Annotated in this window: 12 protein-coding genes; 6 read left to right on the plus strand and 6 right to left on the minus strand. The window is 66.0% G+C overall.

From position 1 onward, the window contains the following. Nucleotides 1–70: 70 nt before the first annotated feature. Nucleotides 71–2,221, minus strand: a complete 2,151-nt coding sequence (metG, locus tag C7401_RS17330; RefSeq protein WP_112172624.1) for a methionine--tRNA ligase — start codon at nt 2,219–2,221, stop codon at nt 71–73. A 465-nt stretch (nt 2,222–2,686) separates the two neighbouring features. Continuing rightward, entirely contained in the window at nt 2,687–3,340 is a 654-nt protein-coding gene (locus C7401_RS17335; RefSeq protein ID WP_112172625.1) for a YiaD family glycine zipper/OmpA-like lipoprotein, read from the minus strand. A gap of 321 nt (nt 3,341–3,661) precedes the next feature. Here C7401_RS17335 and apbC point away from each other — a divergent pair, with 321 nt between their 5' ends. The 5 genes from apbC (at nt 3,662) to C7401_RS17360 (ending at nt 9,311) form a co-directional block, all read left to right on the plus strand. Beyond that, entirely contained in the window at nt 3,662–4,750 is a 1,089-nt protein-coding gene (apbC, locus tag C7401_RS17340; RefSeq protein ID WP_112172626.1) for an iron-sulfur cluster carrier protein ApbC, read from the plus strand. A gap of 129 nt (nt 4,751–4,879) precedes the next feature. Then, nucleotides 4,880–5,437 carry a superoxide dismutase family protein gene (locus tag C7401_RS17345; RefSeq protein WP_372460544.1) on the plus strand — a complete coding sequence of 186 codons (558 nt, stop codon included), beginning with the start codon at nt 4,880–4,882 and terminating at the stop codon, nt 5,435–5,437. Nucleotides 5,438–5,634: 197 nt separating this feature from the next. Further along, entirely contained in the window at nt 5,635–6,204 is a 570-nt protein-coding gene (dcd, locus tag C7401_RS17350; protein WP_028207739.1) for a dCTP deaminase, read from the plus strand. An 81-nt stretch (nt 6,205–6,285) separates the two neighbouring features. Continuing rightward, entirely contained in the window at nt 6,286–8,565 is a 2,280-nt protein-coding gene (locus C7401_RS17355) for an arginine/lysine/ornithine decarboxylase (RefSeq protein WP_112172628.1), read from the plus strand. Nucleotides 8,566–8,594: 29 nt separating this feature from the next. Beyond that, nucleotides 8,595–9,311: a lysozyme inhibitor LprI family protein gene (locus C7401_RS17360; protein WP_112172629.1), complete on the plus strand. Its 717-nt coding sequence runs from the start codon at nt 8,595–8,597 to the stop codon at nt 9,309–9,311. Here the strand turns inward: C7401_RS17360 and C7401_RS17365 are convergent. The 4 genes from C7401_RS17365 to C7401_RS17380 all read right to left on the minus strand — a co-directional run bounded on the left by C7401_RS17365 (nt 9,298) and on the right by C7401_RS17380 (nt 13,192). Then, a complete protein-coding gene (locus C7401_RS17365) occupies nt 9,298–9,567 on the minus strand; it encodes a DUF1090 family protein (RefSeq protein ID WP_112172630.1) in 270 nt (89 codons plus the stop codon). The two genes, C7401_RS17360 and C7401_RS17365, sit on opposite strands and share 14 nt — an antisense overlap. A 98-nt stretch (nt 9,568–9,665) precedes the next feature. Then, nucleotides 9,666–10,595 (minus strand): bestrophin family protein, encoded by a 930-nt coding sequence (locus tag C7401_RS17370; RefSeq protein WP_112172631.1) that lies wholly within the window; start codon nt 10,593–10,595, stop codon nt 9,666–9,668. Between the two features lie 211 nt (nt 10,596–10,806). After that, nucleotides 10,807–12,222, minus strand: a complete 1,416-nt coding sequence (gene argH / locus C7401_RS17375) for an argininosuccinate lyase (RefSeq protein ID WP_112172632.1) — start codon at nt 12,220–12,222, stop codon at nt 10,807–10,809. Between the two features lie 145 nt (nt 12,223–12,367). Next, a complete protein-coding gene (locus C7401_RS17380) occupies nt 12,368–13,192 on the minus strand; it encodes a helix-turn-helix transcriptional regulator (protein ID WP_112172633.1) in 825 nt (274 codons plus the stop codon). Between the two features lie 200 nt (nt 13,193–13,392). Here C7401_RS17380 and C7401_RS17385 point away from each other — a divergent pair, with 200 nt between their 5' ends. Next, a complete protein-coding gene (locus tag C7401_RS17385) occupies nt 13,393–14,157 on the plus strand; it encodes a class I SAM-dependent methyltransferase (protein WP_112172634.1) in 765 nt (254 codons plus the stop codon). Nucleotides 14,158–14,230: the final 73 nt, after the last annotated feature.

Consider the following 14,230-nt stretch of genomic DNA (forward strand, 5'->3'; position numbering starts at 1 on the left):
ACGCAGGCGCTGCGCGCTTGCGTCCTTCCTGTCGAGGCAGTGGTCCGACTGCCTTGATTGCCTTAGCGCTTTAACGCACCCGCATGCCCGGCTTCGCGCCGCTATGCGGCTCGAGAATGTAGAGGCCCGGTTCGGCCTTCTCGTCCTTGGCCGATGCCGCGAGCACCATGCCCTCCGACATGCCGAACTTCATCTTGCGCGGCGCGAGGTTCGCGACCATCACCGTGAGCTTGCCCTTGAGGTCTTCCGGCTTGTAGGCCGAACGAATGCCCGAGAACACGTTGCGGGTCTTTTCCTCGCCCACGTCGAGCGTGAGTTGCAGCAGCTTGTCAGAGCCTTCGACGATATTGCAGTCGACGATCAGCGCCACGCGCAGATCGATCTTCGCGAAATCGTCGATCGAGATGACTTCCGGCGTCTCAGGCTCGGCCTTCTTCGCTTCCTTCGAAGCCTTCGACTTCTTGTTCGCGTCGGCGGCGGCAGCGGCGGGCGCTTCCGTGGCCTGGAGCGAATCGCGGTTCGCGGCGAGCAGCGCTTCGATCTGCTTCGGATCGACGCGCGTCATCAGATGCTTGTACGCGTTGATCGGGCGTTGCGACGACAGCGCCTTGCCTGCGTCGGCCCACGTGAGCGGGTCGATCGCGAGGAACTGCTCGACGCCTTCGGCGAGTTGCGGCAGCACCGGCTTCAAAGCGAGCGAGAGCAGACGGAACGCTTCGAGGCTCACGCTGCAAGTCTCGTGCAGCGCGACGGAGTTGGCCGGGTCCTTGGCCTGTTCCCACGGCTTGGCCGTATCGACATAGCCGTTCACGGCGTCGGCGAGTTCCATCGTCTGGCGCAGCGCGCGGCTGTACTCGCGTGCTTCGTAGTGCGCGGCGATTTGCGGAATGGCGGCACGCATCTGCTCGATGAGCGGATGGTTCATTGCGCTGTCCTGCACGCGGCCTTCGAAGCGCTTGATGAGGAAGCCCGCGGCGCGGCTCGCGATGTTGATGTACTTGCCGACGAGGTCGCTGTTCACGCGCGCCTGGAAGTCCTCGAGGTTCAGGTCGAGGTCTTCCATCGTGCTGTTGAGCTTCGCGGCGAAGTAGTAGCGCAGCCACTCGGGGTTCAGGCCCGTCGTCACATAGCTTTCGGCCGTGATGAACGTGCCGCGCGACTTCGACATCTTCGCGCCGTCCACGGTCAGGAAGCCGTGCGCGAAGACGTTGGTCGGCGTGCGGTGGCCCGAGAACTGGAGCATGGCCGGCCAGAACAGCGTGTGGAAGTACAGGATGTCCTTGCCGATGAAGTGATACTGCTCCGTCTTCGAACCGGCCTTCACCCAGGCGTCGAAGTCGAGGCCGCGCTTCTCGCACAGGTTCTTGAAGCTCGCGTAGTAGCCCACCGGCGCGTCGAGCCACACATAGAAGTACTTGCCGGGCGCGCCCGGAATCTCAAAGCCGAAGTACGGCGCGTCGCGCGAGATGTCCCAGTCGGCGAGCTTCGATTCGCCCGAGTCGCCCAGCCACTCGCGCATCTTGTTGGTCGCTTCCGGTTGCGCCAGACCGCTCACCCAGCCGCGCAGGAAGTCTTCGCAGCGCGGGTCGGAGAGGCGGAAGAAGTAGTGCGTCGAAGTCTTGCGGATGGGCGTGGCGCCCGAGACCACCGAGTACGGATTCTTCAGGTCGGTGGGCAGGTAGGTCGAGCCGCATACTTCGCAGCTATCGCCGTATTGATCTTTCGCGCCGCACTTCGGGCACTCGCCCTTGATGAAGCGGTCCGGCAGGAACATGTTCTTGACCGGGTCGTAGGCCTGCTCGATGTCGCGCGTTTCGATGAAACCCGCTTCCTTGAGCGCCAGATACACCGACTCGGAGAGCACGCGGTTCTCGTCGGAGTCCGTCGAGTAGTAGTTGTCGAACGACACGCCGAAGCTGTCGAAGTCGCGCTTGTGCTCCTGCCACACGCGCGCGATCAGTTGCTGCGGCGTGAGGCCTTCTTTCTCCGCGCGCAGCATGACGGGCGTGCCGTGCGTGTCGTCGGCACCGACGTAGTAGACCTCGTGGCCATGCATTCGCAGCGCGCGAACCCAGATGTCCGTCTGGATGTACTCGACCAGGTGGCCGATGTGGATCTGCCCGTTGGCATAGGGCAGAGCAGACGTGACGAGAATCTGGCGGCGGCCGCTTTGATTGGCATGCGCGCCGGCTGCTGCGAGGTCGGTGGCGGGTGCTGACATAAGTGAGGAGAAGTCCGATGTTGCGGGGGGAAAGGGCGATTTTAGCAGGGCGGGCGGGCCCTCGTTGCACGGCCGGATGGCGGCTTGCGGGAGAAGCGGCCTGAAAAGCGTTCCGAACACGCGCGCTCGCACGGCCGAACGCTATGCTGCGTCGCACAAATTACGGGCAAAAAAAACCGGGGCAGGATGGCCCCGGAGCAACAACGACAAGAGGAGAATGGTGACGCGGCGGCACTGCCGCACACGTACCGTAAAGAGAGACAGCGCGATTTCCGGAGAGTTCGAATTATTTTTCGATTCTCTGCGCGCGTCTTTTGCGAGGCCTGCAAAGCCCGTTCGGCTTGGGGTCGCACGGCGGTTTGGCTCGCTGCGCCGGCCGCCGGAAACGCAAACGGGACGGCGTTGTCGCCGTCCCGTTCTTATGTCGCTGTTGGATTGCGCCAGGACACCTGGCGCCGGGCGCGCTTAGCCGCCCTGGTGTTGCGACGTCGCGCGCAGGTAGATTTCCACGCGACGGTTCGCGGCGCGGCCGGTTTCCGTGCTGTTGTCGGCGATCGGCTGGGTGTCGCCGCGGCCTTCGGCCGACATGCGCTGCATCGGGATGCCGCGCGAGGCGAGGTAGTTCACCACGCTCTGCGCGCGGTTGACCGACAGCGTCTGGTTGTACGCCGGCTGGCCGGTGTTATCCGTATGGCCAACCACTTGTGCGACGACTTCCGGGTTCTGCTGGAGCGTTTGCGCGACCTGGTCGAGCACCGGCGCGAACGACGGCTTGATCGCATAGCTGCTCGTGTCGAACGTCACGTTGCTCGGGATGTTGAGCTTGAGCGAGCCGTCCGGCTGCTCGGTGATCTGCGTGCCGGTGCCCTTGGTGGCGCCCGTCAGCTTGTTGTGGATCGCGGTCCAGTTGTAGCCCGTGATACCGCCGACCAGCGCGCCGGCGCCCGCGCCGATCGCCGCACCCTTGCCGCCGCCGAAGATGGCGCCGATCGCGGCGCCCGTGCCCGCGCCGACACCCGTGCCGACGGCCGTGTTGGTGCCTTGCTGGGTTGCGCAGCCGGCGACGAGTGCGCCGGCAACTGCGAAGACGGACAGGCGGGTCAGGATTCTTGTGTTCATTTGCTTTCCTTTCTTGAGTGGAACGGACGCTGCCGGTGACGCTCGCCGGCCCCGCCTGTGAGCAGGGTCTTCGAACGGCGCGTGGCGGCAGCTACTACAATGACGGCTTGAAGCTTTGCGCCATGCGGCGTGACGCTGCCGGATGGCGTTTCGAAGGTTGCTTCGAAGGGCGCTTCACCGGCACCATAAATGCTGTTGCCGCGAAGCGTGCCCTGTCGCCTGATTTTGCGCAATGCAGCTTAACAATTTCTTTCGATTTCCGGCGCGTGCGCGACCATTCGGCCCGCTCACGCAGGCCGGCATTCTCCCCACGGAGTTTCAATGAGCATAGATCGGTCTTTGGTCGATGCCGCGCTCGCGGCCTTGACGGATCCGAACACGGGTCACCCGTATGCGGTGGCGAAGGGCGTGCGTAACGTCACGATCGAAGGCGATACGGTCGGTGTCGAGATCGTGCTCGGCTATCCCGCGAAGAGCCAGTTCGATGCCGTGCGCGCGCAGGTCGAGGCGGCGCTCGCCGCCGTGCCGGGCGTGAAGGCGAGCCGTGTGGCGCTCAGGAGCGAGATTACCGCCCATACCGTGCAGCGCGGCGTCAAGCTGCTGCCGAACGTGAAAAACATTGTCGCCGTGGCGTCGGGCAAGGGCGGGGTGGGCAAGAGCACGACCGCCGTGAACCTCGCGCTCGCGCTCGCGGCCGAGGGCGCCTCGGTCGGCGTGCTCGACGCGGACATCTACGGCCCCTCGCTGCCGATGATGCTCGGTATCGAGGGCCGCCCCGAATCGCCCGACGGCCAGTCGATGAATCCGCTCGAAGGCCACGGCGTGCAGGCCAACTCGATCGGCTTTCTGATCGAGCAGGACAACCCGATGGTCTGGCGCGGCCCGATGGCCACGTCCGCGCTCGAACAACTGTTGCGCCAGACGAACTGGCGCGAACTCGACTATCTCGTGGTCGACATGCCGCCGGGCACCGGCGACATCCAGCTCACGCTATCGCAGAAAGTGCCCGTCACGGGCGCCGTGATCGTCACGACGCCGCAGGACATCGCGCTGCTCGACGCGAAGAAGGGCCTCAAGATGTTCGAAAAGGTGGGCATTCCGATTCTCGGCATCGTCGAGAACATGGCCGTGCACATCTGCTCGCACTGCGGGCACGCCGAGCATATCTTCGGTGCGGGCGGCGGCGAACGCATGGCGAAGGAGTACGGCGTGGAGGTGCTCGGCAGCCTGCCGCTCGACATCACGATCCGCGAGCAGGCCGACTCGGGCAACCCCACCGTGGCGGCCGCGCCGCAGGGACCGGTCGCGCAGATCTATCGCGCGATCGCGCGGCGCGTGGCGATCCAGATCGCCGAACGCGCGCGCGACATGAGCTCGAAGTTCCCGACCATCGTCGTGCAAAACACCTGAGGCGGCCGGCGCGCTCGCACGCATGGGGACAGATAGGCGCGCGGCGCGCCGCGCGCGCGGTATCATGTGGGCTTCATCGGGTCCGGCCTGGCGACTGCAAGGGGCGGCGCCGGCCGGCAAGAGGATCGCATGGATAAAGGACACGACAGGCAAGCGGAGACTGCGCACGTCGTACGGGTGATGGCTCTCGTGGCGCTTTGCGGCTGCGTGCTCCTCGCCGCGGGCTGCACGAGTTTCATGGGGCAGCAGGAAAAACGCGCGAGCGCACAATTGTTGCCGACCGTCGGCAACCAGGTGCGCGGCACCGTCTCGTTCGTCGAGCACTCGGACGGCGTGCAGGTGAGCTACAACCTCGCGGGCCTGCCGCCCGACAGCGATCACGCCTTGCAGGTGCACGAGCGCGGCGACTGCAACGCCACGGACGCTTCGAGCGCCGGTGCCGTATTCGCGCCCGCGGCCGAGCGCCTGAAGCCCGGCGCGCGCGTGGAGGGCGACCTCGGCAACATTCATGCGGATTCGAATGGCGTCGCAACCGGTTTCATCGTCGCGCCGGACGTTTCGCTCGATGGCGTGCGCTCCGTGTTGCAGCGCGCCGTGATCGTGCATCGCGACCCGATCGACCCCTACGCCTACCCGCAGCGCGGCACGGGCCCGGCGCTCGCGTGCGGCCTGATCCGCGCCCAGTGAGCGCGGCATGGCGCCGCGGCGCTGCGAAGGCGCGCGGCCGTGCAGCGGCGTTGGCGGCGGCTTCGCAGACCATTCACACACGCCATTCCAGGCAAGCTGATCCACATCGCGTAAAATAGGCGCCTTTCGCACGCGGCGCGCGCCCGGTGGGCCCTGCGCATGCTTTCCCGACCCGTTTTTCTCGTTAAGTAGCGAACATGGCAATCAAGTCCGACAAGTGGATCCGGCGCATGGCCGAAGAGCAGAAAATGATCGAGCCGTTCGTGCGCGATCAGGTCCGTATGTCGGAAGACGGCCGCAAGATCGTGAGCTACGGCACCTCGAGCTACGGCTACGACATCCGCTGCGCCGACGAATTCAAGATCTTCACGAACATCAACTCGACCATCGTCGATCCGAAGAACTTCGACGAAAAGTCGTTCGTGGACTTCAAGGGCGATGTCTGCATCATCCCGCCCAATTCGTTCGCACTGGCGCGCACGGTCGAGTATTTCCGCATTCCGCGCAACGTCCTGACGGTGTGTCTGGGCAAATCCACCTATGCGCGCTGCGGGATCATCGTGAACGTCACGCCGTTCGAGCCCGAGTGGGAAGGGTACGTCACGCTCGAATTCTCAAATACGACACCTTTGCCTGCGAAAATCTACGCGAACGAGGGTGTGGCCCAGGTGCTGTTCTTCGAGAGCGACGAGATCTGCGAGGTGTCCTACGCGGATCGCGGCGGCAAATATCAAGGCCAGCACGGTGTCACCCTGCCGAAGACCTGACGCAATCATCCACCGGACACAACGACATACGGGGACCGCTGCGCGTCATATGCAGCGGTCGTTTCTTTTGGAGAATCGCCCATGAAGTTTCGTTTTCCCGTCGTCATCATCGACGAAGACTTTCGCTCCGAGAACATCTCGGGTTCCGGCATCCGGGCACTCGCCGAAGCCATCGAGAAAGAGGGCGCGGAAGTCCTCGGGCTGACGAGCTATGGCGACCTCACGTCGTTCGCGCAGCAGTCGAGCCGCGCGGCGTGCTTCATCCTGTCGATCGACGACGACGAACTGCTGCCTTACGTGGAAGGCGCGGACGGCGAAGCGCCGGAGCACGCGCCCGCCATCGTCGCGCTGCGCGCGTTCATGGAAGCGGTGCGCAAGCGCAACGCCGACATCCCCATTTTCCTGTACGGCGAAACGCGCACTTCGCGCCATCTGCCCAACGACATCCTGCGCGAGCTGCACGGCTTCATCCACATGTTCGAGGACACGCCGGAATTCGTCGCGCGTCACGTGATTCGTGAGGCGAAGGTGTATCTCGATGCGCTCTCGCCGCCGTTCTTCAAGGAGCTGGTGAAGTATGCCGACGAAGGCTCGTACTCGTGGCACTGCCCCGGTCACTCGGGCGGCGTGGCGTTCCTGAAGAACCCGCTCGGCCAGATGTTCCACCAGTTCTTCGGCGAGAACATGCTGCGCGCCGACGTCTGCAACGCCGTGGAAGAACTCGGCCAGCTGCTCGATCACACCGGCCCGGTCGCGGCTTCGGAGCGCAACGCGGCGCGCATTTTCAGCGCGGACCACGTGTTCTTCGTGACCAACGGCACGTCCACGTCGAACAAGATCGTGTGGCACGCGACCGTGGCGCCCGGCGACATCGTGCTGGTGGACCGCAACTGCCACAAGTCGATCCTGCACGCGATCACGATGACGGGCGCGATTCCCGTGTTCCTCACGCCCACGCGCAACAACTTCGGCATCATCGGTCCGATTCCGCGCGACGAATTCAAGCCGGAAAACATCCGCAAGAAGATCGAGGCGAATCCGTTCGCCCGTGAAGCGCTCGCGAAGAACCCGAACGTGAAGCCGCGCATTCTCACGATCACGCAGAGCACCTACGACGGCGTGATCTACAACGTCGAGATGATCAAGGATCTGCTCGGCGACATGCTCGACACGCTGCACTTCGACGAAGCCTGGCTGCCGCACGCCGAATTCCACGAGTTCTACCAGGACATGCACGCGATCGGCGCGGGCCGTCCGCGCACCAAGGCGCTCGTGTTCGCGACGCACTCCACGCACAAGCTGCTCGCCGGCATTTCGCAGGCTTCGCAGATCGTGGTGCAGGACTCGGAAGACAGCGCGTTCGACCGCCATCGCTTCAATGAGGCGTATCTCATGCACACGTCCACGAGCCCGCAGTACGCGATTATCGCGTCGTGCGACGTGGCCGCGGCGATGATGGAAGCGCCGGGCGGCCCGGCGCTCGTGGAAGAGTCGATCGCCGAAGCGCTCGACTTCCGCCGCGCCATGCGCAAGGTCGACGCCGAATACGGCGACGACTGGTTCTTCCAGGTCTGGGGTCCGGACGATCTCGCCGAGGAAGGTATCGGCTCGCGCGAGGACTGGATCCTGCGCCCGAACGACCACTGGCACGGCTTCGGCGCGCTGGCCGAAGGCTTCAACATGCTGGACCCGATCAAGGCGACCATCGTCACGCCGGGTCTGGATGTGGACGGCGAGTTCAGCGACGCCGGCATTCCGGCCGCCATCGTCACGAAATACCTGGCCGAGCACGGCATCATCGTGGAGAAGACCGGCCTGTACTCGTTCTTCATCATGTTCACGATCGGCATCACCAAGGGCCGCTGGAACTCGATGGTCACCGAACTCCAGCAGTTCAAGGACGACTACGACACCAACCAGCCGCTCTGGCGCGTGCTGCCCGAGTTCGTCGCGCAGCATCCGATGTACGAGCGCGTGGGCCTGCGCGATCTGTGCCAGCAGATCCACAGCGTCTACCGCGCCAACGACATCGCGCGCCTCACGACCGAGATGTACCTCTCGAGCATGGAGCCCGCGATGAAGCCGTCGGATGCGTTCGCCAAGCTCGCGCACCGCGAGATCGACCGCGTGGCCATCGACGAACTCGAAGGCCGCGTCACGTCGATCCTGCTCACGCCGTATCCGCCGGGCATTCCCCTGCTGATTCCGGGCGAGCGTTTCAACAAGACGATCGTGAATTACCTGAAGTTCGCGCGCGAGTTCAACGAGCGCTTCCCGGGCTTCCACACCGACATCCACGGACTCGTGGGCGAGACCATCAACGGCCGCATCGAGTATTTCGTGGATTGCGTGCGCGACTGAGCGCCAACCGAGGCGCACGAGAGAGGGCAATGAAGGGCGGTTCACCGGCGCGGTTTGCGCGTTTCTTCACCGCGACGTTGTGTGCGGTATCGGCTGCCGTGGCGCTGTTGGCCACGGCGCCGTCCGCGCGCGCCGAAGTCGCTGCGGCCGATCCGATCGATACGGCCATGCGCACGTGCGCGGCGCGCGCCGACCGGTCGTCTTCGGCGGGGCAGATCCAGTGCATGGACGACGCGCGCACCGCGTGGCGCGCCGCGGGCGAGACGGCGCTCGCGCAGATGCTCGCGAAAATGCCGCCCGCGCTGCAAAGGCGCTGGCGGCTGAGCCAGCAGAAGTGGGTGGCCTGGCGCGACGCGGAAGACACCATGCTGGGCGCGGCGTTCGCCACGTCGAGCGGCAGCACCTATCAGCTCTATGAGGCGGACATGCGCTTGCAGCCCGTGCGCGACCGCGCGATTGCGCTGCGCAACCAGGCGGCGGCGTACGACGGCAAGACGCCGCGTGCGCGCGTCTGTAGCGCCGACGCGCACTGCGAGCACGTGAGCTACGATCTGAACCGGTACTATCGCCAGTTCTACGCGCGCATGCCGGCACACGCCCGGCCGGCGGTCTCGCGCGCCCAAAGCGCGTGGCGCGCGTACCGCGACGCGACCACGCCGCTCGTCGACGAGCATGCGCGGCTCGACCTGCTCGGCGCGCGTCTTGCCACGCTCAAGCGTTTGTCGGAAACGGTCAATAACCGGTGAGCCGCGTGGTGGCGGCCGGTGCGGCCGCCGCTTGTCCATCTTGTCGTTCAGCCTGGCCTGCGTTGGGGCAGCGTACCCGTATGTTCGCCAGCTTGCGTTCGACGCCGGCGACCTGACAGGCGTTGCCCCGCTGCCTGGCGTAATCGATCTTCGTCTGGATGATGTTGATGCGCGTCGCGCAGTTCTGCGTTCCTGCAAACGTAGCACTACTGATAAAAACGCGAGGCGCGACTGCGGCAAGGACGATCTTCTTCATGGGGATTCGATGCACGCCGTGGAGCGTGGCCGGGGACGTGACGTAAGCCGGTACTGTGCCGGAGCGCGCCGCAGGCGGGCATCGAATAGATACGAGAGTCAGTCGATGATGAACTGCTCCGGCGCGCGCCTGGGCAGGGTAGTGGGCTCGCCCATGAGGTCGTGCAATGCGACCTCGATGCCCGTCGACATCATGTTGAGCGCGAGGTCGTTGTCCTCGGTGCCGAACGGATCTTCGAGCTGCGCGGCGATGGCTTCGTGGGCCATGAACGCGTAGGCCACGAACACGGCGAAGATGGGCGTGAGCGCGCCGATGCTGTCCACGAGGCCGAACGGCAGCATCGCGCAGAAGAAGTACACGGTGCGGTGAATCATCACCGTATAGGCGAACGGCAGCGGCGTGGAGACGATGCGCTCGCAACCGCCAATGACATCAGAAAGTCCGTTGAGATTGTGCTCGAACGCGAGCACCGCGTAGCCGTCGAGGCGGCCTTCGCGCGCCTCGCGCCGAACCCATTCCGAGGCGCACAGCATGAGCGTGGCGGGGCGGTAGCGCGTGGCCATCACGCGCTCGAACACGGCGGGTGGCAGGCGTGATTCGAGGTCGGCGCGCGGGTCGGTGTTGCGCAACTGATGGCGCAGCGCGTGCGGCAGCGCGGCAAGGAGGGCGACGAGTTCGCGGGCGCGCCCGTGGGTGGCGGCGTCGTCGGCGCTCAAGGGGAGCGTGAGCGCCTCGCGCACGAGCGAGCGCGTTTCGTTGAGCATTTGCCCCCAGAGCTTGCGGCCTTCCCAGTAGCGGTCGTAGCTCGCGCTGTTGCGAAAGCCGAGAAATACCGCGAGCGCAATGCCGATCAGCGAAAACGGCACGGTGCTCAGGTTTACCGTGAGCTTGAGGATGTGATCGTGCGCGGCCAGCGCGACGATCGAGAGGGCCAGCACGAGAAAGAGGCGCGGCAGGAGCTGCGGCAGCACGGAGCCGCGCCACGCGAGCAGCATGCGGAACCAGTGGAGATGAGGGCGGACGATCATCGGGGCAGGGAGTCGGAGCGAAGTCTGGGACCGCTGCGGCAAGCCGCCGGTCCCGGTCGGGATCTTAGGCCACGGCGCACGAGCGCCGGGCGCACACTTCCGCCATTTTGCTGCGGGTACAGCGCGCTGTCATCTCAGGCGTGCCCCATAAACGAACCGGGCGCGCGACGTTGACCGTCGCGCGCCCGGTTGTCTTGCGCTTATTTCGCGCTTATTTCGACGCGGTGAGCGCGGCGCGTGCCGCCGCGATGGCCGCACGCACCTGCTCGGGCGCGGTGCCGCCCGGATGGTTGCGCGCCGAGACCGAGCCTTCGAGCGTCAGCACTTCGAACACGTCTTCGGCCAGCAGATTCGACACCGCCGGCAGTTCGCGGCGCATTTCGTCGAGCGTGAGGTCGGCCAGATCGCAGTTGCGGTCCACGCAGATGCGCACGGCGTGCGCCACGGCTTCGTGCGCGTCGCGGAAGGGCAGGCCCTTCTTCACGAGGTAGTCGGCGAGATCCGTGGCCGTGGAGAAGCCTTGCAGCGCGGCGGCGCGCATGGCCTGCTCCTTGACCGTGATGCCCGCGACCATTTCGGCGAAGATGCGCAGCGTGTCGGCAACCGTGTCGACCGTGTCGAACAGCGGCTCCTTGTCTTCCTGGTTGTCCTTGTTGTACGCGAGCGGCTGGCCCTTCATGAGCGTGAGCAGGCCCATCAGATGGCCGTTCACGCGGCCGGTCTTGCCGCGCGCGAGTTCCGGCACGTCCGGATTCTTCTTCTGCGGCATGATCGACGAGCCCGTGCAGAAACGGTCGGCCAGATCGATGAAGCCCACGCGCGGGCTCATCCACAGCACCAGTTCTTCCGAGAAACGCGAGACGTGCGTCATCACGAGTGCGGCCGCCGCCGTGAATTCGATCGCGAAGTCGCGGTCGGACACGGCGTCGAGCGAGTTCGCGCAGATGCCGTCGAAGCCCAGCGTCTTCGCAACCGCATGACGGTCGATCGGGTAGCTCGTGCCCGCGAGCGCGGCCGCGCCGAGCGGCAGGCGGTTCACGCGCTTGCGGCAGTCCACCATGCGCTCGGCGTCGCGCGTGAACATTTCCACGTAGGCGAGCAGGTGATGGCCGAAGGTGACCGGCTGCGCCACTTGCAGGTGGGTGAAGCCGGGCATGATCGTGCCCGAGTGCTGTTCGGCCAGGTCGAGCAGCGCGCCGCGCAGGTTGCCGAGCAGGCCGCCGATGCGGTCGATCTCGCCGCGCAGCCACAGGCGGATATCGGTCGCGACCTGGTCGTTGCGCGAGCGGCCCGTGTGCAGGCGCTTGCCGGCGTCGCCGATCAGGGCCGTGAGGCGCGCTTCGATGTTCAGGTGCACGTCTTCGAGGTCGAGCAGCCACTCGAACTCGCCGCGCTCGATCTCACCCTTGATCTTCGCCATGCCGCCCTGGATGGCGGCGAGGTCGTCGGCGGAGATGATCTTCTGCGCGGCCAGCATCGAAGCGTGCGCGAGCGAGCCCTCGATATCGACGAGCGCGAGACGCTTGTCGAAGAAGACCGACGACGTGTAGCGCTTGACCAGCTCCGACATGGGTTCGGAGAAGCGAGCCGACCAGGCTTCGCCTTTTTTGTGCAGTTGGGAGGTCATGGTGATGAGCGGTGAGCGATGGGAAAGCGGGCCGCGCGGCCATTCGCAAAGCACAAAGCGCGGCGCACGGCGGGAAAGGAGAGAATTTTACCATCGGCGGGCGCTGCGGCCGGATGCGCCGCGCCGGCCGGGGCGCGCGCCCGGTTCAGAGCCGCACCAGCACCACGAGCTTGAGATCCTCGCGGTGCGCGGGCTTGAGCGTGATCTGGTCGTAGGCGATGCGGCCGTGGCGCGGATGGTTGAACTCGCGCCGGCCGCCCTCGCGCTCGAAAACGTCCTGCGAGGCCCAGAAGCGCGCGAAATCGTCGCTTGCGGCGATCAGCGAATCGATCAGCGCGCGCGTGGGCGCGTCGTTCAGGTGCCGGATCGAGTCGGCGCGGAATTCGGCGGCCAGACGCCGGGCGCGCGTCTCCCAGTCGACGATCAGCTCGCGCCCGAGCGGCTCGGTGAAAGTGAAGCGCAGCAGGTTGCGGTCGTGCTCGCCGTCGAGCCAGCCCGTGAAAAGGTCCGCCGCGTGTGCGTTCCAGGCGAGCGCCGTCCACTGGCGGTCGAGCACGTAGGCGGGGGCGTCCACGAGTTGAACCGTTTGCAGCAGCGTGGCGGGCGCGTCGGCGGCGCTGGCCGGGTCAGGTTCGGCCGGATCGCGCTGCGCGGCCAGTTCGAACAGGTAGGCGCGCTCGGCACGCGAAAGCCGCAGCGCCACGGCGATGCGCGCGAGCGCGTCCGCCGAGGCCGAAACGGGGCGGCCCTGCTCGATCCACGTGTACCAGGTCGGGCTCACGCCGCACAGTTGCGCGACCTCCTCGCGGCGCAGGCCGGGCGTGCGGCGGCGCGGGCCTGGCGGCAGGCCGACCTCGGCGGGCGAAAGACGCTCGCGATGCGCACGGATGAATTCGCCGAGCGCGCGGGCGGGCGTCGCGTCGAGGGTTTTGGAGGCGCCGGATTCGGCGGCCGGGGTGTCGAGACTCATGGGGCGTGGGGCAGGTGGCGGCGATACCAGAATAATCGCTTAACTTGTACTGGTACAAAACGGCCTCTATTGTAGCGGCTGACGCGGCGACGGGCCGCCGCGCCAGACCGCCCGGAGATGCCAGAACCCGCGACGCGCAGCGCCTGACGCTTCGCGCCCCACATAAAACGCCGCAACGCAAGCCATCACAGGAACATGCGATGAAACATCACGATCAGGTCGCCGACGCTTTCGGCTCGACCGCCGCCGCCTACCTCACGAGCCAGGTCCACGCGAGCGGCGCGGATCTGGAGAACCTCGCCGCGACATTCGCGGCCACCTGCGGCAATGCGACGGTGCTGGACATGGGCTGCGGCGCGGGCCACGCGAGCTTCGCCGTGGCGCCGCACGTGCGCGAAGTCGTGGCCTATGACATCGCCCCGCAGATGCTCGTCACGGTGGATGCCGCCGCGAAGGAGCGCGGCTTGACCACCGTGCGCACGCAGCAGGGCGCGGCCGAAACGCTGCCGTTCGCCGATGCGAGCTTCAACTGGGCCGTGAGCCGCATGAGCGCGCACCACTGGCGCGACGTGCCGCGCGCGCTGGCCGAGGTCCACCGCGTGCTCAAGCCGGGCGGGCGCCTGAAGTTCATCGACATCGCGGGCATCGACGATCCGCTTTACGACACGCATATCCAGGCCGTCGAATTGCTGCGCGACGCCTCGCACATTCGCGATTACCGCGCCGACGAGTGGATCGCCATGCTCGACGCGGCCGGGTTCGATGCGAAGGTGAGCGAGCGTTGGCGCATTGCGCTCGACTTCGACTCGTGGGTGGCGCGCATGCGCACGCCGCCCGAGCGCGTGACGGCGATTCGCTCGATGTGGGAGCGCGCGCCCGACGAAGTGCGGCAGTATTTCGATGTGCAGAGCGATTTCTCGTTCAAGCTCGACGCGCTGATGATCGAGGCGACGCGGCGCGATTGAGGCGCGATCGAGGCGCGCATCGATGCGTCGGTTCATCGACGCTCAATGAAAAACGGCGTCGTGCCCGCGAAGG

Source organism: Paraburkholderia unamae (assembly GCF_003268775.1).
GTDB lineage: Bacteria > Pseudomonadota > Gammaproteobacteria > Burkholderiales > Burkholderiaceae > Paraburkholderia > Paraburkholderia unamae.

Bases quoted from the DNA above. Each gene is read 5' to 3' on its own strand.
- C7401_RS17360 (WP_112172629.1), top strand. From the start codon at position 8,595: ATGAAGGGCGGTTCACCGGCGCGGTTTGCGCGTTTCTTCACCGCGACG.
- C7401_RS17335 (WP_112172625.1), bottom strand. From the start codon at position 3,340: ATGAACACAAGAATCCTGACCCGCCTGTCCGTCTTCGCAGTTGCCGGC.
- C7401_RS17355 (WP_112172628.1), top strand. From the start codon at position 6,286: ATGAAGTTTCGTTTTCCCGTCGTCATCATCGACGAAGACTTTCGCTCC.
- C7401_RS17365 (WP_112172630.1), bottom strand. From the start codon at position 9,567: ATGAAGAAGATCGTCCTTGCCGCAGTCGCGCCTCGCGTTTTTATCAGT.
- C7401_RS17385 (WP_112172634.1), top strand. From the start codon at position 13,393: ATGAAACATCACGATCAGGTCGCCGACGCTTTCGGCTCGACCGCCGCC.
- C7401_RS17345 (WP_372460544.1), top strand. From the start codon at position 4,880: ATGGATAAAGGACACGACAGGCAAGCGGAGACTGCGCACGTCGTACGG.
- argH (WP_112172632.1), bottom strand. From the start codon at position 12,222: ATGACCTCCCAACTGCACAAAAAAGGCGAAGCCTGGTCGGCTCGCTTC.
- metG (WP_112172624.1), bottom strand. From the start codon at position 2,221: ATGTCAGCACCCGCCACCGACCTCGCAGCAGCCGGCGCGCATGCCAAT.
- apbC (WP_112172626.1), top strand. From the start codon at position 3,662: ATGAGCATAGATCGGTCTTTGGTCGATGCCGCGCTCGCGGCCTTGACG.
- C7401_RS17380 (WP_112172633.1), bottom strand. From the start codon at position 13,192: ATGAGTCTCGACACCCCGGCCGCCGAATCCGGCGCCTCCAAAACCCTC.
- C7401_RS17370 (WP_112172631.1), bottom strand. From the start codon at position 10,595: ATGATCGTCCGCCCTCATCTCCACTGGTTCCGCATGCTGCTCGCGTGG.
- dcd (WP_028207739.1), top strand. From the start codon at position 5,635: ATGGCAATCAAGTCCGACAAGTGGATCCGGCGCATGGCCGAAGAGCAG.